Here is a 14,373-nt window from a genome sequence, read left to right as displayed (position 1 = left end):
GGTACTTTCACTACTAGTAGCAGCACCGTCTTCCGCCAGCCGTAGAACAACAGCAGGATGGTAATCATGCCTGCACTTCGCTCCAGAACAGTTACCCACGGCCGCAACATGGCCGGGGCCCGCGCACTGCTGCGTGCCTCCGGTGTTGCCAACACCGACATCGGCAAGCCGATCATTGCCGTGGCCAACTCCTTCACCGAATTCGTCCCCGGCCACACCCACCTGGCCCCCGTGGGCAGGATCGTCTCCGACGCGATCCTCGCTGCAGGCGCTGTACCGCGCGAATTCAACACCATCGCCGTGGACGACGGCATCGCCATGGGCCACTCAGGCATGCTCTACTCCCTGCCGTCCCGAGACCTGATCGCCGACTCCGTGGAATACATGGTCAACGCACACTGCGCCGACGCCCTGGTCTGCATCTCCAACTGCGACAAGATCACCCCGGGCATGCTGATGGCCGCGCTGCGCTTGAACATCCCGGTGGTGTTCGTCTCCGGCGGTCCCATGGAGGCCGGCCGCGTGACCCTGACCGACGGCTCCGTACGCTCCCTGGACCTGGTGAACGCGATTGCCGACGCCGTGGATGAATCCATCTCCGATGAAGACATCAACCTCATCGAAGAGAACGCCTGCCCCACGTGTGGTTCCTGCTCGGGCATGTTTACTGCCAACTCCATGAACTGCCTCGCCGAGGCCATCGGCCTGGCCCTGCCGGGCAACGGCTCCGTGCTCGCGACCCACACCGCACGCAAGGCGCTGTACGAGAAGGCCGGCGCCACCGTCGTCGAGCTCGTTAAGCGCTATTACGACGGCGACGACGACTCCGTTCTGCCGCGCTCCATCGCAACTGCCGAGGCTTTTGACAACGCCATGGCCCTGGACATCTCCATGGGCGGCTCCACCAACACGATCCTGCACCTGCTGGCCGCGGCCCAGGAGGCGGGCGTGGACTATGGCTTGGAAGAGATGGACGCCAAGTCCCGCCAGGTGCCCTGCTTGGCCAAGGTGGCTCCGAACGTCGCCGGGGACAAGACCTATTACATGGAAGACGTGCACCGTGCCGGAGGCATCCCCGCCTTGCTGGGTGAGCTGAACCGCGGCGGCCTCTTGCACAAGAACGTCCACTCCGTGCACTCCAACGATTTGGATGGCTGGCTGGACGACTGGGACATCCGCGGCGGCAAGGCCACTGAGGAGGCGCAGGCACTATGGCACGCGGCTCCCGGCGGCGTTCGTTCTTCCACAGCTTTCTCGCAGTCGAACCAGTGGACCTCCCTGGACACCGACGCTGAGGGGGGCTGCATCCGATCCGTGGAGCACGCTTTCTCCAAGGACGGCGGCTTGGCTGTGCTGCGCGGCAATGTCGCAGTGGACGGCGCTGTGGTGAAGACCGCAGGCGTTGACGAGTCAATCTGGATCTTCGAAGGCCCGGCAGTAGTGTGCGAGTCGCAGGACGAGGCCGTGGAAAAGATCCTGAACAAGAGCATCAAGGAAGGCGACGTGGTGGTCATCCGCTACGAAGGTCCCAGGGGTGGCCCGGGAATGCAGGAAATGCTCTACCCCACCTCATTCCTCAAGGGCCGCGGCCTGGGCAAGAAGTGCGCCCTCATTACGGACGGTCGCTTCTCCGGCGGTACCTCGGGCCTGTCGATCGGGCACATCTCGCCGGAGGCTGCCTCCGGGGGCGCCATCGCCCTGGTGGAGAACGGCGACATTATCAGCATCGACATCACCCAGCGCTCGCTCCAGTTGCAGGTCTCGGACGAGATCCTTGCCGAACGCCGCGAAAAACTCGAGGCCAACGGCGGCTACAAGCCGAAGGACCGCGAACGCCACGTGTCTCCCGCGCTCCGTGCTTACGCAGCCATGGCCCTGTCAGCAGACAAGGGCGCCGTCCGCGACGTCTCGCTGGTGGAAAACCTCTAGGCTTCGTTTGGCGCTGAGTCACGCAGGCGGGACTCGCCCTCTCCGTACGTGTCCAGCAGTCTCCGTGCGTGCTCACCGTCTGCGCCCTCTTCCTCCAGCGCCGAGCGCATGCCCTCCAGCTTCTCCGCTCCGGCAGGGAATGGTGGGAGAAGCGGGATGCTCGGATCTGTCAGGACTTCGATGACGGCCGGGCGATCCACGGAAAGCGCGTAGTCCCAAGCGTCGCCGAGCTTGGCGGGGTCCTCCACCCGGATTCCCGCCAGGCCCAGCAGTTCCGCATAAGCCGCGTAGGGGAAGTCGGGGATTTCCTGGCTGGCGGGGAACCTCGGCTCTGCCTCGGTTTCACGCTGCTCCCAGGAGACCTCGGCGAGGTCGCGGTTGTTGAAAACGCAGACCACAAACCGAGGATCCGCCCAGTCGCGCCACCGGTGCGCTACGGTGATCAATTCGGCGACACCGAGCATTTGCATGCCACCATCCCCCGCCAGCGCCACAAGGGGACGTTCCGGGTGGGCTAGTTTCGCCGCTAATCCATAGGGGATGGCACACCCCATGCTGGCGAGCGTGCCGCTCAGATGGGCAGGGACTCCGGGCGGAAGGATCAGTTGGCGGGCGTACCAATAAACGCAACTGCCGACGTCGATACTCAGCTGAGCGTTGTCGGGGAGCCTGCCGTTGAGCTCGCGGACCACAAGTTCCGGGTTTACCGGCTGCGCGGGAATGTTGGCGCGTTCTTCTGAGAGCTGCCGCCATGCGCGGACCTGCTCTTCGACGTCGGCACGCCACGCTGTGCGTGATGGCTGTTGTTTGCCGTCAAGGTGTTTAGCCAGCATGCTCAGCGTTTCCGCCGCGTCTCCTACCAGGCCCACCTCAACGGGGTAGCGGTTGGCGATCTTGCGCCCGTCGATGTCAATTTGCACAGCTTTGGCGGTGCCGGGCTTGGGGTAGAACTCCGTCCAGGGGTCGTTGGATCCGATGATGAGCAGGGTGTCACATTTTTCGAGGAGAAACGCACTGGCGGTGGTGCCAAGGTGGCCCATGGTGCCCACGGCGTGGGGGAGTGTCTCGTCAACGTAAGGCTTGCCGAGCAAACTGGTGGTGATGCCGGCGTCGAGCTTTTCTGCAAGCGCCTCAACTTCTTTTTTGGCTCCCTTGGCACCCTGCCCAACGAATAACGCGATCCGCTCACCCTTGGAAAGGATGTCCGCTGCGGTCTCGAGTTCTTCGTCCCGGGGCATAACGCGTGCCGGATGCCAGACCGGAGCAGTGACCACGATTCCGTGTTCGTGCTCAAGCTCGGGCGCTTCGGCGGTCTGGATGTCGTGGGGGACGATCACGACGCAGGGCGATCTCGTCTCCATGGCAGTGCGGAATGCGCGGTCGATCAGCATGGGGACCTGCTCGGGTGAGCTGGCCAGCTGGGCGAACTGGGCTGCGACGTCTTTGAAGAGCGTCAGCAGATCAATTTCCTGCATGTAGGCCGAGCCCAAAACCGTGGTGCTCTGCTGCCCGATGATCGCCACCACCGGGACGCTGTCCATCTTGGCGTCGTAGAGACCGTTCAAAAGATGGACGGCACCGGGACCTTGCGTGGAGGTCATGACGCCGACGCCGCCCGTGTACTTGCCATGCCCTACGGCCATGAAAGCCGCTGCTTCTTCGTGTCTCGCCTGGACAAATTCGATCTTGCCCTGGGACCGGCGAAGTGCGCCCATGAAGCCGTTGATGCCGTCGCCGCTATATCCGAAAACCCTGTCCACGCCCCATTCTTGGAGGCGTTCCACCATGAGGTCCGAGACCGTTCGTTGAGTCATGCTTGGCTCCTCGTCAGTAGTTGAGTCACTGCCCGAAACCATAGTAAGCATGCTTAGCTATGCGGCACGCGGGGTGTTCAGTGCTGCCTCAGCGCAGTATCTCCACCAAGGCCACCCACGAGAAAACCACTGCGCCGATCAGGGCGATGATTGTTCCGAGGGCCACAACGACCGGGCCTGCGGGCAGCGACAACATTGTCAGTGCGCCCCCTACCGCGTAAATGGCCAATGGAAAGACGAACGACGCGATGTGCTGTGCATCCCAACGGTGCGGATGCCCGGGCGTGTCATCGTCCAGGATGGCGCGGGCGGCCAGGAAAGCGATCACCCCGCCTGCGAGGGTTCCAAGTAGAACTTCGACGCCGAAGGCCCATAGCTCCTGCCCTGGGATGAGCGCCGCGCATGCCAGGACCACACCGAGGATGAGCGCGGAGATGGCAGCGCCTGCCCGTGCGGCAAGGCCCCGCGACTCGGCAATCTGTTTGATGTTCACGGATAATGCCACGATTAGCAGCCCTCCAAGGGCTGCGCCGGCACCGGCGATCGCGACGTTGAACTCGCCCCAAGATTCCAATCCGGATTCCATGGGCTCAGGGTAGCTATACCGTGGCCGTGCGTGGAAGGTCTACCGGACCATTGGCGCTGGGTGTTGTCCTCTCAAAGGGCGGCGTCGGCGCCCAAATCCTCAAGGGCCCATGACAAGATGCGCAGCTCGAAGGGGTGCCCTTCCTGGACTTCAAAGACATAGGCGTCCAGTTCAAAAATGGGGGCATTTCCGCCTTGGGCCCAGTACTTGATCCAGAGGTCTTCAAGATCAATGGTCCGGCTTCGTATGAGGTTTCGCGCTGTTCGACGTGGATCTTCCATGGCAGATATCCCGCTGCACGCGGCGGCTCGCTCTCAAGTGAACTATTCAGGTTACTTGCTTTTGAACTGTACCTCCTGCTCTGTTTCCGGGGCAATGGGTGACGGGAAGCCGAAGTGTTCCTACGATTAGGCTCATGGAACCCACCGGAAATGCCGAACATATCAGAAGCCTGCATGAGCTGGTGGTCGGTAGTTCCGACATCCACGGGATTCTCAATGGCGTGACCAGCTTCGCTTGCGATGCGATGAGCAAGGTAGCCGGGGAGAACATCGACTGTGCCCTGACGTTGCGCCGGCGCAAACGAACCGCCACTGTTGCAGGCAGCAGTGAGAGGGCCGTGTATCTGGACAAAATTGAACAGCAACTTCGGCAGGGCCCCTGCCTGGAAGCCCTGGACCTTGGCCGACCTGTGCTGCTGGCGGACGTTGCCACCGACACTAACTGGCCGTTGTACAGCAAGGCCTTGGAAGCTGAGGGCGTGCACAGCGCCTTGGGCGTGCCTATGGACCTTGGGGAGACATCCGAAGCGGTTATCAACTTTTTCGCCCCTACCGCTGGAACCTTCACGGATGTTGTGATGGCTGAAGCTGCCGCTTTTGCTGACGTAGCCGGCAGTACGTTGCGCCTGGCCATCAGGATCGAAACCGTAGAGCAGCTCAATGCTGATCTGAAGACGGCGATGTCCTCCAGGACAGTCATTGATCTTGCCTGCGGCGTCATCATGGCCCAGAACCGTTGCGGCCAGGACGAGGCGTTCAGTGTCTTGACCAAAGCTTCAAGCCATCGAAACCAGAAACTTCATGCGGTCGCGTCAGAGATCATCGCTAACCTTAGCGGCAGCAGTGACAACCAGCTGCGCTTTGACGACTGAGCTAGCGATACAACCCCATGAGCAGCTCGACAATCTGCTCGCGCTCGCGTGGCGGATCCTTTCTGATCCAAGCAGCGTAAACCGGCACAGGAGGGGCGTCGCGCACCGGACGGTAGACGAGGCCCCTCCGCCGATATTGATGGGCGGTCGATTCGGCGGTGATACCGCGGGCCTTGCCGCTGCCGATCACGTTCAACCAGTCCTCGATGTCGTGGATGGGAATGACCTCCCGCGGACGCCCGTGTTCAGGCCAGAGTTCCAAGCTGGTGCTGCCCGTGCGAAGGTCCATCGCCACCGCCCGCTGCGCTATCTGCTCCAACGTCACTGAGCGTTTCGCGGCGAGGGGATCATCGGAGGACATGGAACAGTATCGCTTTTCCTCACCAATTCGGACATGCTCGACGGCGGCCGTGGCAGGCAGGCGACGAAGGATGGCGAAGTCGGTGGTCCCGTCGCTCAGGCCTCCGGTGGGCGTATTGGAGCGGACGAGTTGCAGTTCAGTCGAGACGAAGGCAGCAGCCCATCGACGCTGGAACTCGGTGGTGTGCTCGCCCAGCGCAGACCAGGCATAGCCGATTCGAACTCGCCCGGTTCCGGCCCGGGCGTCGCGTTCGAGGTCTGCCAGGAGCGAGAGGATGCGCCGGGCTTTGGCGAGAACGCGCTCACCTGACGTGGTCAGGTGGATGCTCCGCGTGGTGCGTTCCACGAGCCTCACGCCGAGGGACTGTTCCAATGCTGCGATGTTGCGTGAAACAGCCGCTTGAGACATGCGGAGTTCGATAGCGGCGTCCGTGAAGGTACCCTCATCCATCACTGCGGCCAAGCACCGCAAATGTCTCAATTCAACGTCCATACCGCCCATCCTATTCATGCGTGCAGCGTATAAATATGGGTGCTCGTGCATTTAGCGGGAGTGCTGCCGAAGCGCAGAATTTCCCCATGATCCAGTCCACCCCAGCAGGTGCCCCCGGGCAATCCCACCGCAAGGCAGGTGGAGTCGCGACGCTCATCGGGAGTGCGCTGTCCAACCAGCTCGGTGCCGCCACCGGGTCCATGGCATTCCCTACGATGGGGCCGGTTGGTGTCGTGGCGGTCCGTCAACTCGTTGCCGCCGCCGTCCTCTTACCGATGGTCCGGCCGCGGCTGCGGGACCTGAGCTGGAGGCAGTGGTGGCCGGTTCTCCTGCTGGCTGCGTCTTTCGGCACCATGAACCTGGGGCTTTACGCCTCCATCGAGAGGATCGGCCTCGGTCTGGCCGTGACACTGGAATTCCTGGGCCCGCTCGCAGTAGCCCTGATCAGCTCCCGAAAGAAGGGCAGCGCGCTCTGTGCGGCAATGGCAGCAATCGGTGTCATCGCCATTACCCAGCCGAAAGCGTCCATGGATTACCCAGGCATCGGCTTCGGGCTCATCGCTGCCTGCAGCTGGGCTGCATACATTCTTCTTAACCGCACCGTTGGCCAGCGAATTCAGGGCATTGAGGGGACAGCTGCCGCAACCGGGGTATCCGCAACCTTGTTCCTGCCGGTGGCGATCGTGATTTTCGTGAACCAACCTTTGGATGTTTTCGCAGTTATGTGCGCAGTGGGTGCCGGCATTCTTGCGTCCGTGTTGCCTTACGTGGCGGACTTGATCGCACTGCGAAGGGTTCCGGCGAACCTCTTTGGTGTGCTGATGAGCATCAACCCTGTATTCGCTGCGATCATCGGCGCACTGGCCCTTCACGAGGACCTTGCCGTGGGGCAGTGGGCGGGCATTGGACTGATAGTCGCGGCAAATGCCGCAGTGCTGCTGCTGGCGCGACCGCGGTGATGCTGACCCCAGGCAGCTTTGTCGCTGAAATAATTCTCGAAACGTCGCGTCACGTTTCCGCAGGTCAAAGCACATATCCAGTGCCCATGTCGTTTGGACCGCGTACTGCGCCGTTGCCCTTTTCGGCTGCGTTGCGGTTCATCGACGGAGTTAGCAGTGGTGGGTGTGGCGGGTTCTGGGGCCCGCCCGGGGCGCCATCACTGCGTAAACGGGCTAGTGCGGTCGGTCGTCTGAGTCGCGACCGACCGCACGATCTCCGGGTACGGGCGCCATCAGATGTCTACGGGCAGTCGTCCGAACTCTGGTGAAATCCGGAGGAGTAAACCTAGACTGACCGCATGGCGCAGACCCAGACCCGCACCGTCCGCGTTGTTTCCCTTGCATTCGTTGCGGTCGCCTTGTTGGCGGGCTGCATGGGAAGCGGCACCAGTCCCTTCGTCGGCGTCTGGGGTGACACCAGCGACCCCAAGCAACCCTCCCTTGAGCTGAAATCGGATGGTAATGCGACCGGAACTGATGGCTGCAACAGGCTCATGGGTTCCTGGAAAGAGGACGGCAAAACCATCGCGTTCGGGGGGCTCGCCTCCACCCGCATGGCCTGCGAAGGCGTCGACACGTGGCTGTCCAACGCCTCCACGGCAAGGATTCAGGAAGACGGAAAGCTAGCGGTATTCGGCCAGGGCGGGGAGGAGATCGGCACGCTCGCTGCCGGCAAGTAGCTACTTCGTGACTGCCCGCATGGTGTTGTTCCGCTTCTCGTGGGTGAGCTCAGCCAAGCCGAGAGCCTCCAGCAGCGGCGGCATGTACATCCCAAACCGGCCACGGTATCCCTTACGAAGTCCGTACCAACCGCCTACGGGGTTGTCCTCACTGCGACCCCAGGCCTCTACTGTTCCAGAAGCAGCATCCTTGCCTTCGTCCGCGGCGCCGAGTAATACCCAGTCACCCTGCTCTACGAGCCATGCGTGCAGGTCCTCAATGGCACGCAACTGGTACAGCAGTTTTGTGGAACCCACCTGGCAAACAAGGGCCGGAGGATCGGCGGCCTCGTCCTTGTACATTGTGTAATCGGACGAGCCTGGGGGAGTGGTGAGCTGCCAGGGATCGTCTTTGGTGCCAGCGGCCATGGGTAAGTCCTTCCGGAGATAGTGCACACGCTACACAGTGTCAGGCTGTGTGTCTGCAGATTCCGTGTCCACAGCGCTGGAGTGCAGGGGGTTCTCGATCTCATCGGTCATCATCCGTGCGGCGAACAGCGCCACAAAGGCCATGATGGGGCACGCCAAACCACCAATGAAGAAAATGAGCCAGATGGGGACAACCTCGGCGATCGGGCCGGCGAGAGCCATGGACACCGGCATTAGCGCTAGCGAAACGAAGAAGTCCAAGCTGGAAATCCGTCCCAACAGATGCCGTGGCACACGCCGTTGCAGCAACGTGCCCCAGATGACAGTTCCGATCCCCTCTGTGACTCCGAAGATGAGCATGGCAACGCCGAGCATCCAGAAGCTGTCCATGAAACCAATGGCGGCAACCGGCAGGCTCCCCAACCCCCATGTCACCACCATCACGGTCAGGTAGCGGCGGGGAAGGCGCAAGGACGCCGTTGCCAGTGCAGCTATGGCACTGCCGACACCCATGATGGCCAGGAGAAAGCCGAACATCCTCGAGTCGCCGCCCAGCTGGTCCTGGACAACGAAGGGAAGCAAGACCTCAATGGGTCCGATGAGGAACAGCACGGACAGGCAAGCCCAGATCAGCGTCCATAGAAGCCACGGTGTCCGGATGGTGTAGCTGAATCCTTCACGGAGGTCCCTGAAGAGGGAGGATTTTGCCGGGGCCTCACCCGTCCCGGGGGTGTTTGGCCCCAGCGTCCGGCGGCCCAGGAAGTTCACGATCCCGAACGCCAGCAAATGGCAGACAGCAACGCCTGCCACCGCGTGCGCCGGGGAAAGCGCTGCTACAAGAATTCCCGCAAGGGCAGGACCGGCCGCCTGCTGCAAGACCGGCCGTATAGTGCCTTCCAAGCCATTCGCTGCCAGAAGGTCGTCCGCCGGCAGGATGCGCGGCAGGATGGCCGAGTACGCGGGAAAGAAGAACGCCTGGCCCACTCCCAGGACGAAGGCGCCGATAGCGAGGTGCCACAGTTGAAGGACATTGAACATGGCAAGTCCTGTGATCGTGGCAATGACAGCCAGATTGGCGCCTTCCACGGCGATGATCAGGAGTCTCTGCGGGAGCCTGTCTGCCGCTATGCCTCCCGCCAACACGAAACCCACCAGTCCGATGCTGGCCGCGGTGGCAACCAAGGACAGTTCCAGCGGCCCGCCACCAAGATGGATCACCTCGTAGACCATCGCCACTGCCCACATGCCGGATCCGAAGATGGAAATGGACAGCGCAGAAATCAGCACCCGGAATTCCCGGTGCGCAAAGGGGCGCAGCGCCCTCAACGCGGCCATCCCACTAGCCTAGACCTGCGGAATGACGCTGTGGAAGTGTGGCTGTTGTCCCGTTGGTGGGGGTTCCGGTGACCGGAACGACGTCCGGGAGGAAGCTAAGTTATGAAGCGCCCGACGGCGGGTCGTCGTCGTCGATGTCCGGACCTTCCGCTGCGTCCTGGCTGTGGATGCCGGTATCGTGCGAAACCCAGCCTTCCGTTTCACCCTCCGCCGGAGCGTCGGTGTGGTGCCGGATGACATGCTCGGTCTTGTCTGTCGCCTTCATTACGGATACTCCCTGTCCTCGCTTGGACTGCTTCCGTGAATGCATCCCAGTCTACGCCGCAGGACCCCGGTTTTGGGGTCAGCTCTGCGCGGAATACTGTCCACATACGGCGCTGAACAGGTCTCGCAACGTGGAGGCGTGGCATAGGCTGAAGCCAGCAGTTCCCCGTGAAACGACTAACTGCCAAGGAGAGGTGAAGATGCCCAAGCGCCCCAACCCGGCGGTGAAGATCGCCCAGGAAACAGCCCATAACGCAGTGTTTGACAACGAAGGCAACGCCAAGCCCGGAGTTCACAATGTGCTGCTGAAGGCTGTCGAAGTCCAGCGACCCCTGGTCCTGGCCAACCTTCGCAGGCTCCAACGCAGGCACCCCAACGATTCACCGGCACAGCTTGCCGCCAAACTCGAGCGCCACTACCTACTGGCCATTTCCGGCGGGGGTGCAGCAGTGGGTGCTACCGCCGTGGTGCCTGGTATTGGAACCGCGGCGTCGCTGGGACTTTCCGCGCTCGCAACGGTGGGCTTCCTGGAGACCACCGCGCTGTATGCGTCGTCCCTGGCGGAGCTCCACGGCATCCGGCTCACTGACCCTGTGCGTGCCCAAACCATGGTTATGGCCATCATGCTGGGCGAGGAAGGCACGTCCATGCTGGGCGCCCTGAGCGGACAATCGCTAGGACGCGGCAAGGGCGTGACCAACGCCTGGGGCCGGACGCTTACCAAGAAGATTCCCGGAAGTGGCTTCGGTGTCATCCGCGACTCCATCCAGCGCGCATTCCTGAAGAACCTCCTGAAACGCCAAGGTACCGCGTTCCTCGGCCGCGCCCTGCCGTTCGGCGTCGGCGCCGTGGTGGGTGGTGCGGGCAACCTGATGATGGGCCGTGCCGTGGTGTCCACCGCGAAGGAAGCTTTCGGCCCGCTGCCGGACACTATCCCTGGCGAATTGCTCCCAAACGCACCAAAGAACGTCTTGGACAACACGACGCTGGAAGGCGGTAACGGTGGATCTGAACGCTGACCTGGGGGAGTCATTCGGCTCCTGGACCATGGGAGACGACGCCTCGATGTTCCGCATCGTGAGCAGCGCCAACGTGGCCTGCGGCTTCCACGCCGGTGATCCCCTCACCATGCTGGACAGCTGCCGTGCGGCGTTCGAACTGGATGTGCGCGTTGGTGCGCATGTTGGGTACAGGGACTTGGCCGGCTTCGGCCGGCGCTCCCTGGATATGACCTTTGACGAGTTGTTCGGTGACGTTCTCTACCAACTTGGCGCCCTCGACGGCATGGCCCACGCGGTGGGAGCGTCGGTGGATTACGTGAAGCCCCATGGTGCGCTCTACAACAGGATCGTTCGGGACGCCGAGCAGGCGGAAGCCGTAGTGGCCGCCGTCCACGCTTACGATCCCGGGCTGCCGGTCCTGGGTTTGCCGGGCTCGGCGTGGCTGACGCTTGCTGAGGAATCCGGGCACCCGGTGTTCCGCGAAGCATTCGTGGACCGCGCCTACCTGCCCGACGGAACGCTGGTACCGCGCACCCAGGAAGGCGCCGTGCTGCATGACCCGGACGCCGTGGTGGCCCAGGCCGTGCGTCTCGCAACACGCAAGGAGGTTCTGGCCATCGACGGAACCGTGGTGCCAGTGCTAGCCGACTCGTTGTGCATCCACGGCGATACACCCGGTGCGGTAAACATGGCTGCTGCCGTGAGGGAGGGCCTTGAACAGGCCGGCGTTCAGATTGAAGCGTTCGCCTAAAGCTGTGACTGGGGAGGCCCTGTGGGTGCGGTAGTGGTGGAGCCGGGATCCGCCACATTGGTTCTCGGCCCGGAGCAAGTACTGGACCGCGCGTCCATGCACATGGCCAATGCCCTACTGGGTAACCCGGACTCTGCGGCCGGACTTGAGGTGCTGTTGGGTGGGTTGAAGTTGAGGTTCGTCACGGGGTCGGCCGTGGCAGTCACCGGGGCCGAGGGCATGGTGAGACTCAACGGCAACGAACTGCCCTTCAACAAGGCTGTACGGGTGGCGCCCGGCGCAGTGCTTGAGTTCGGCCCTGCCCTGTTTGGTCTCCGATATTACGTGGGGGTCCAAGGCGGCATTGCGGCCCAGGAAGAGCCGCTGCGAGCTGGTGCGGCGCTGACATTTGGTCGGCCGCACGGGCACCGTTTCCCCGAGGTGACGCACCCTGCCCGGCGTGCTTTGGACCCGGAACGTCCTGTGGTTGCCAGAGTTTCGCGCGGGCCTCAGGCACGGAATTACGACGCCGGTACATGGCTTCGGCTGACCAGCGAACCATGGATTCTCTCGCCGGAGTCGGATCGGGCAGGAGCGCGTTTGGCCGGCAGGCCGCTTGATGTTGCAGCGGCCTCTGAGGATGCCGGCGGTGAAGCACCCCAACCCCAGCCGCTGGTATCAGGCTCCGTCCTGTTACCGGCGTCGGGCCTTCCGGTTATCGCGTTGGCCGCCCATCCGGATACTGCAGAGTCACCGGTGATCGCAGTGGTCCGGGACGAGGACCTGGACTTGATCGGACAAGCAAGGCCTGGTCAGATGGTGCACCTGCTGGGCTGAACGGGAGAAGAGTTCTACGCTGAACCTGTTCATACTCTCGAAGAGAGGCTGCCATGGCACAGGATCCAAAACCCACGTTAGAGCAACTGAACATCCTCATCGGCGAATGGGAAACGTCCGTCCCGGGGTTGGATGCCCCCGGCCGGACCACCTTTGAACGGCTGGAAAGCGGAGGCTTCCTTATCCAGCGCTCCACAGTCGAGCGGTCCGAGTATCCCAATGCGGTCAGCATCATCGGTGGCACCGGCTCGGATGGTGCCTTCCAACAGCACTACTTCGACTCCCGCGGCGTCGCACGGATCTACGACATGACGCTCAAGGACAGCGTGTGGACCCTTTTTCGGGATGGACCTGACTGGCCTCAACGCTTCGTTGGCCGCTTCAGTGCGGACGGCAACACCATCCATGCACGCTTGGAACGGGGAAGCTACCCTGGTGGTCCCTTGGAACACGACTTTGACATGGTGTACACCCGGATCCTGCCCTGAACTATTTCGTTCCTCTTTCTGCCAACCGCTGGAGTTGCCATGAATGCACGTCCGGCAGCCAATCCAAGGGTGCAGATGGGCCGACGCGCGGGTCCTCGGGGTCTCGGCCAACCTGCAGTGCCTGCACGTACGCGCGATCCATGGCAATGCGTTCCCGCAGCTGCGCAACGCCACCCACCGAACCATGGCCGGGGATCACAGCAGCAACGTCGCCAGCCGCGGTCTCGAACTGGTCCAGAGCTTTGAGATAGTCATTGAGCGGATCCGCTGCCTCCAAGTCGAGGAACGGCATGAGGATGTCAGAAAGCATGTCGCCCGCGACGAGCACGCCGGATTCTCCAACCAAGAGAGCTGCGTGGCCTGGAGCGTGGGCTTGGTGCTCCAGGATGCGGACGGTGGGCCCATCCCACGGAATCTCCGTAGCGCCGTCGGGTAGGCCGGTGATGAGTCCGAGCAGATCCATGGGGATCTCCCCGGCGTGCTCCGGCGGCAAACCCTCAGCCACTTGGTCCCTCCAGTCCGCCTGGGACACGACGTCCCGGATGGAAGCCGCGCAACGGGCTGTGCCGTAACGCGGCGCATCGCCGAAGTCCGGGTGCCACAGCACATGGTCCCAATCAGGATGCGTGGAGAAACCTGCGACGACGGGTTGGCCCGCGTCGCGAAGGTCGCTGGCGATACCCGCCATTTCATTGACGGTGATGCCGGGGTCGATCAGCAACACACCGTCCCGCCCCTGCACCACCGTGCAGTTGCTCTGGATGAATTCGCTCTCGTGAACCAGCACGCCTTCAGCAACTTGCTTCAGCATGGGCATGCCTTCCTTAGAGCTTCTGCGCCAGCATGACCAGGATGCCGCTGGGGCCGCGAAGATACGTCAGCTTGTAAACGTCCTGATAGTTCGCCACCCCACGCAGTGGATGGCATCCGTGCTTTGCAGCGATCTCAAGGGCATGGTCGATGTCGTCAACTGAGAAGGCGACACGGTGCATTCCGATCTCGTTGGGAAGCGTTGGGTTCGTCTCGATTGCGTCAGGGTGGAGATATTCGAAGAGCTCAAGTTGACCGTTGCCGTCCGGGGTTTGAAGCACCGCAATTTTGGCATGGTTGCCATCCAGCCCAACGGCAGTGTCGGCCCACTCGCCACTGACCGTGTCCCTGCCCAGAACCGTGAGGCCGAGATCCGTGAAGAAGGCGATTGCTTCCTCAAGATCGCGAACCGCTATACCGACGTTCTCAAGTTTGATAGGCATGGGTTGAAGCTACCAAGGCCCATCGGATAGCTCCAGTGCTGCCG

At 62.5% G+C, this 14,373-nt stretch carries 17 protein-coding genes; 8 read left to right on the top strand and 9 right to left on the bottom strand.

The genetic code is table 11. From position 1 onward, the window contains the following. Nucleotides 1-66 precede the first annotated feature (66 nt). Entirely contained in the window at nt 67-1,929 is a 1,863-nt protein-coding gene (gene ilvD / locus ACZ881_RS06470; RefSeq protein WP_474660036.1) for a dihydroxy-acid dehydratase, read from the top strand. On the opposite strand, the gene ACZ881_RS06465 is transcribed toward ilvD, so the two are convergent. From ACZ881_RS06465 to ACZ881_RS06455, 3 genes are all read right to left on the bottom strand, one after another. Further along, the gene (locus tag ACZ881_RS06465; protein WP_476113424.1) at nt 1,926-3,743 is read right to left on the bottom strand and encodes a thiamine pyrophosphate-requiring protein; all 1,818 of its coding nucleotides are present in this window, start codon (nt 3,741-3,743) and stop codon (nt 1,926-1,928) included. The genes ilvD and ACZ881_RS06465 overlap by 4 nt on opposite strands. A gap of 88 nt (nt 3,744-3,831) precedes the next feature. After that, nucleotides 3,832-4,329: a hypothetical protein gene (locus tag ACZ881_RS06460; protein WP_476113422.1), complete on the bottom strand. Its 498-nt coding sequence runs from the start codon at nt 4,327-4,329 to the stop codon at nt 3,832-3,834. Between the two features lie 71 nt (nt 4,330-4,400). Beyond that, nucleotides 4,401-4,610, bottom strand: a complete 210-nt coding sequence (locus tag ACZ881_RS06455; protein ID WP_476113419.1) for a hypothetical protein — start codon at nt 4,608-4,610, stop codon at nt 4,401-4,403. A gap of 134 nt (nt 4,611-4,744) precedes the next feature. On the opposite strand from ACZ881_RS06455, the gene ACZ881_RS06450 reads away from it, so the two are divergent. After that, nucleotides 4,745-5,482: a GAF and ANTAR domain-containing protein gene (locus tag ACZ881_RS06450; protein ID WP_420179810.1), complete on the top strand. Its 738-nt coding sequence runs from the start codon at nt 4,745-4,747 to the stop codon at nt 5,480-5,482. Nucleotide 5,483: 1 nt separating this feature from the next. Here ACZ881_RS06450 and ACZ881_RS06445 read toward each other — a convergent pair whose 3' ends face one another. Then, nucleotides 5,484-6,335 carry a LysR family transcriptional regulator gene (locus ACZ881_RS06445; RefSeq protein ID WP_476113414.1) on the bottom strand — a complete coding sequence of 284 codons (852 nt, stop codon included), beginning with the start codon at nt 6,333-6,335 and terminating at the stop codon, nt 5,484-5,486. A gap of 86 nt (nt 6,336-6,421) precedes the next feature. Between ACZ881_RS06445 and ACZ881_RS06440 the strand changes: the two genes are divergently transcribed. Further along, entirely contained in the window at nt 6,422-7,294 is an 873-nt protein-coding gene (locus tag ACZ881_RS06440) for an EamA family transporter (RefSeq protein WP_476113412.1), read from the top strand. Between the two features lie 338 nt (nt 7,295-7,632). Continuing rightward, nucleotides 7,633-8,013, top strand: coding sequence for an META domain-containing protein (locus ACZ881_RS06435; protein WP_476113409.1), 381 nt, complete (start codon nt 7,633-7,635; stop codon nt 8,011-8,013). Here the strand turns inward: ACZ881_RS06435 and ACZ881_RS06430 are convergent, their stop codons facing one another. From ACZ881_RS06430 to ACZ881_RS06420, 3 genes are all read right to left on the bottom strand, one after another. Beyond that, a complete protein-coding gene (locus ACZ881_RS06430; protein WP_476113407.1) occupies nt 8,014-8,421 on the bottom strand; it encodes a DUF6855 family protein in 408 nt (135 codons plus the stop codon). 30 nt (nt 8,422-8,451) lie between these two features. Beyond that, on the bottom strand, nt 8,452-9,756 hold the full coding sequence (locus tag ACZ881_RS06425) for an MFS transporter (protein WP_476113405.1): 1,305 nt from the start codon (nt 9,754-9,756) through the stop codon (nt 8,452-8,454). 100 nt (nt 9,757-9,856) lie between these two features. Continuing rightward, nucleotides 9,857-10,021: a hypothetical protein gene (locus tag ACZ881_RS06420; protein ID WP_178992964.1), complete on the bottom strand. Its 165-nt coding sequence runs from the start codon at nt 10,019-10,021 to the stop codon at nt 9,857-9,859. A 199-nt stretch (nt 10,022-10,220) separates the two neighbouring features. Between ACZ881_RS06420 and ACZ881_RS06415 the strand changes: the two genes are divergently transcribed. The 4 genes from ACZ881_RS06415 to ACZ881_RS06400 are packed head-to-tail and all read left to right on the top strand — an operon-like array spanning nt 10,221 to nt 13,076. After that, entirely contained in the window at nt 10,221-11,039 is an 819-nt protein-coding gene (locus tag ACZ881_RS06415) for a hypothetical protein (protein WP_178992965.1), read from the top strand. Beyond that, a complete protein-coding gene (locus ACZ881_RS06410) occupies nt 11,023-11,772 on the top strand; it encodes a LamB/YcsF family protein (RefSeq protein ID WP_091464778.1) in 750 nt (249 codons plus the stop codon). The genes ACZ881_RS06415 and ACZ881_RS06410 overlap by 17 nt, the downstream gene beginning before the upstream one ends. A 21-nt stretch (nt 11,773-11,793) precedes the next feature. Continuing rightward, nucleotides 11,794-12,588, top strand: coding sequence for a 5-oxoprolinase subunit C family protein (locus tag ACZ881_RS06405; protein ID WP_476113401.1), 795 nt, complete (start codon nt 11,794-11,796; stop codon nt 12,586-12,588). Nucleotides 12,589-12,641: 53 nt separating this feature from the next. After that, nucleotides 12,642-13,076, top strand: a complete 435-nt coding sequence (locus tag ACZ881_RS06400; protein WP_476113400.1) for a hypothetical protein — start codon at nt 12,642-12,644, stop codon at nt 13,074-13,076. Nucleotide 13,077: 1 nt separating this feature from the next. Here ACZ881_RS06400 and ACZ881_RS06395 read toward each other — a convergent pair whose 3' ends face one another. Beyond that, nucleotides 13,078-13,887, bottom strand: a complete 810-nt coding sequence (locus ACZ881_RS06395) for an MBL fold metallo-hydrolase (protein ID WP_476113397.1) — start codon at nt 13,885-13,887, stop codon at nt 13,078-13,080. A gap of 13 nt (nt 13,888-13,900) precedes the next feature. Further along, on the bottom strand, nt 13,901-14,329 hold the full coding sequence (locus ACZ881_RS06390) for a VOC family protein (protein ID WP_178992970.1): 429 nt from the start codon (nt 14,327-14,329) through the stop codon (nt 13,901-13,903). Nucleotides 14,330-14,373 lie beyond the last annotated feature (44 nt).

The organism is Paenarthrobacter sp. TE3676, from assembly GCF_056279165.1.
This window is presented reverse-complemented; position numbering and strand designations above follow the sequence as displayed.

Coding starts and splice junctions, on each gene's coding strand:
- ilvD (WP_474660036.1), top strand. CDS start 67: ATGCCTGCACTTCGCTCCAGAACAGTTACCCACGGCCGCAACATGGCC.
- ACZ881_RS06465 (WP_476113424.1), bottom strand. CDS start 3,743: ATGACTCAACGAACGGTCTCGGACCTCATGGTGGAACGCCTCCAAGAA.
- ACZ881_RS06460 (WP_476113422.1), bottom strand. CDS start 4,329: ATGGAATCCGGATTGGAATCTTGGGGCGAGTTCAACGTCGCGATCGCC.
- ACZ881_RS06455 (WP_476113419.1), bottom strand. CDS start 4,610: ATGGAAGATCCACGTCGAACAGCGCGAAACCTCATACGAAGCCGGACC.
- ACZ881_RS06450 (WP_420179810.1), top strand. CDS start 4,745: ATGGAACCCACCGGAAATGCCGAACATATCAGAAGCCTGCATGAGCTG.
- ACZ881_RS06445 (WP_476113414.1), bottom strand. CDS start 6,335: ATGGACGTTGAATTGAGACATTTGCGGTGCTTGGCCGCAGTGATGGAT.
- ACZ881_RS06440 (WP_476113412.1), top strand. CDS start 6,422: ATGATCCAGTCCACCCCAGCAGGTGCCCCCGGGCAATCCCACCGCAAG.
- ACZ881_RS06435 (WP_476113409.1), top strand. CDS start 7,633: ATGGCGCAGACCCAGACCCGCACCGTCCGCGTTGTTTCCCTTGCATTC.
- ACZ881_RS06430 (WP_476113407.1), bottom strand. CDS start 8,421: ATGGCCGCTGGCACCAAAGACGATCCCTGGCAGCTCACCACTCCCCCA.
- ACZ881_RS06425 (WP_476113405.1), bottom strand. CDS start 9,756: ATGGCCGCGTTGAGGGCGCTGCGCCCCTTTGCGCACCGGGAATTCCGG.
- ACZ881_RS06420 (WP_178992964.1), bottom strand. CDS start 10,021: ATGAAGGCGACAGACAAGACCGAGCATGTCATCCGGCACCACACCGAC.
- ACZ881_RS06415 (WP_178992965.1), top strand. CDS start 10,221: ATGCCCAAGCGCCCCAACCCGGCGGTGAAGATCGCCCAGGAAACAGCC.
- ACZ881_RS06400 (WP_476113400.1), top strand. CDS start 12,642: ATGGCACAGGATCCAAAACCCACGTTAGAGCAACTGAACATCCTCATC.
- ACZ881_RS06395 (WP_476113397.1), bottom strand. CDS start 13,887: ATGCTGAAGCAAGTTGCTGAAGGCGTGCTGGTTCACGAGAGCGAATTC.
- ACZ881_RS06390 (WP_178992970.1), bottom strand. CDS start 14,329: ATGCCTATCAAACTTGAGAACGTCGGTATAGCGGTTCGCGATCTTGAG.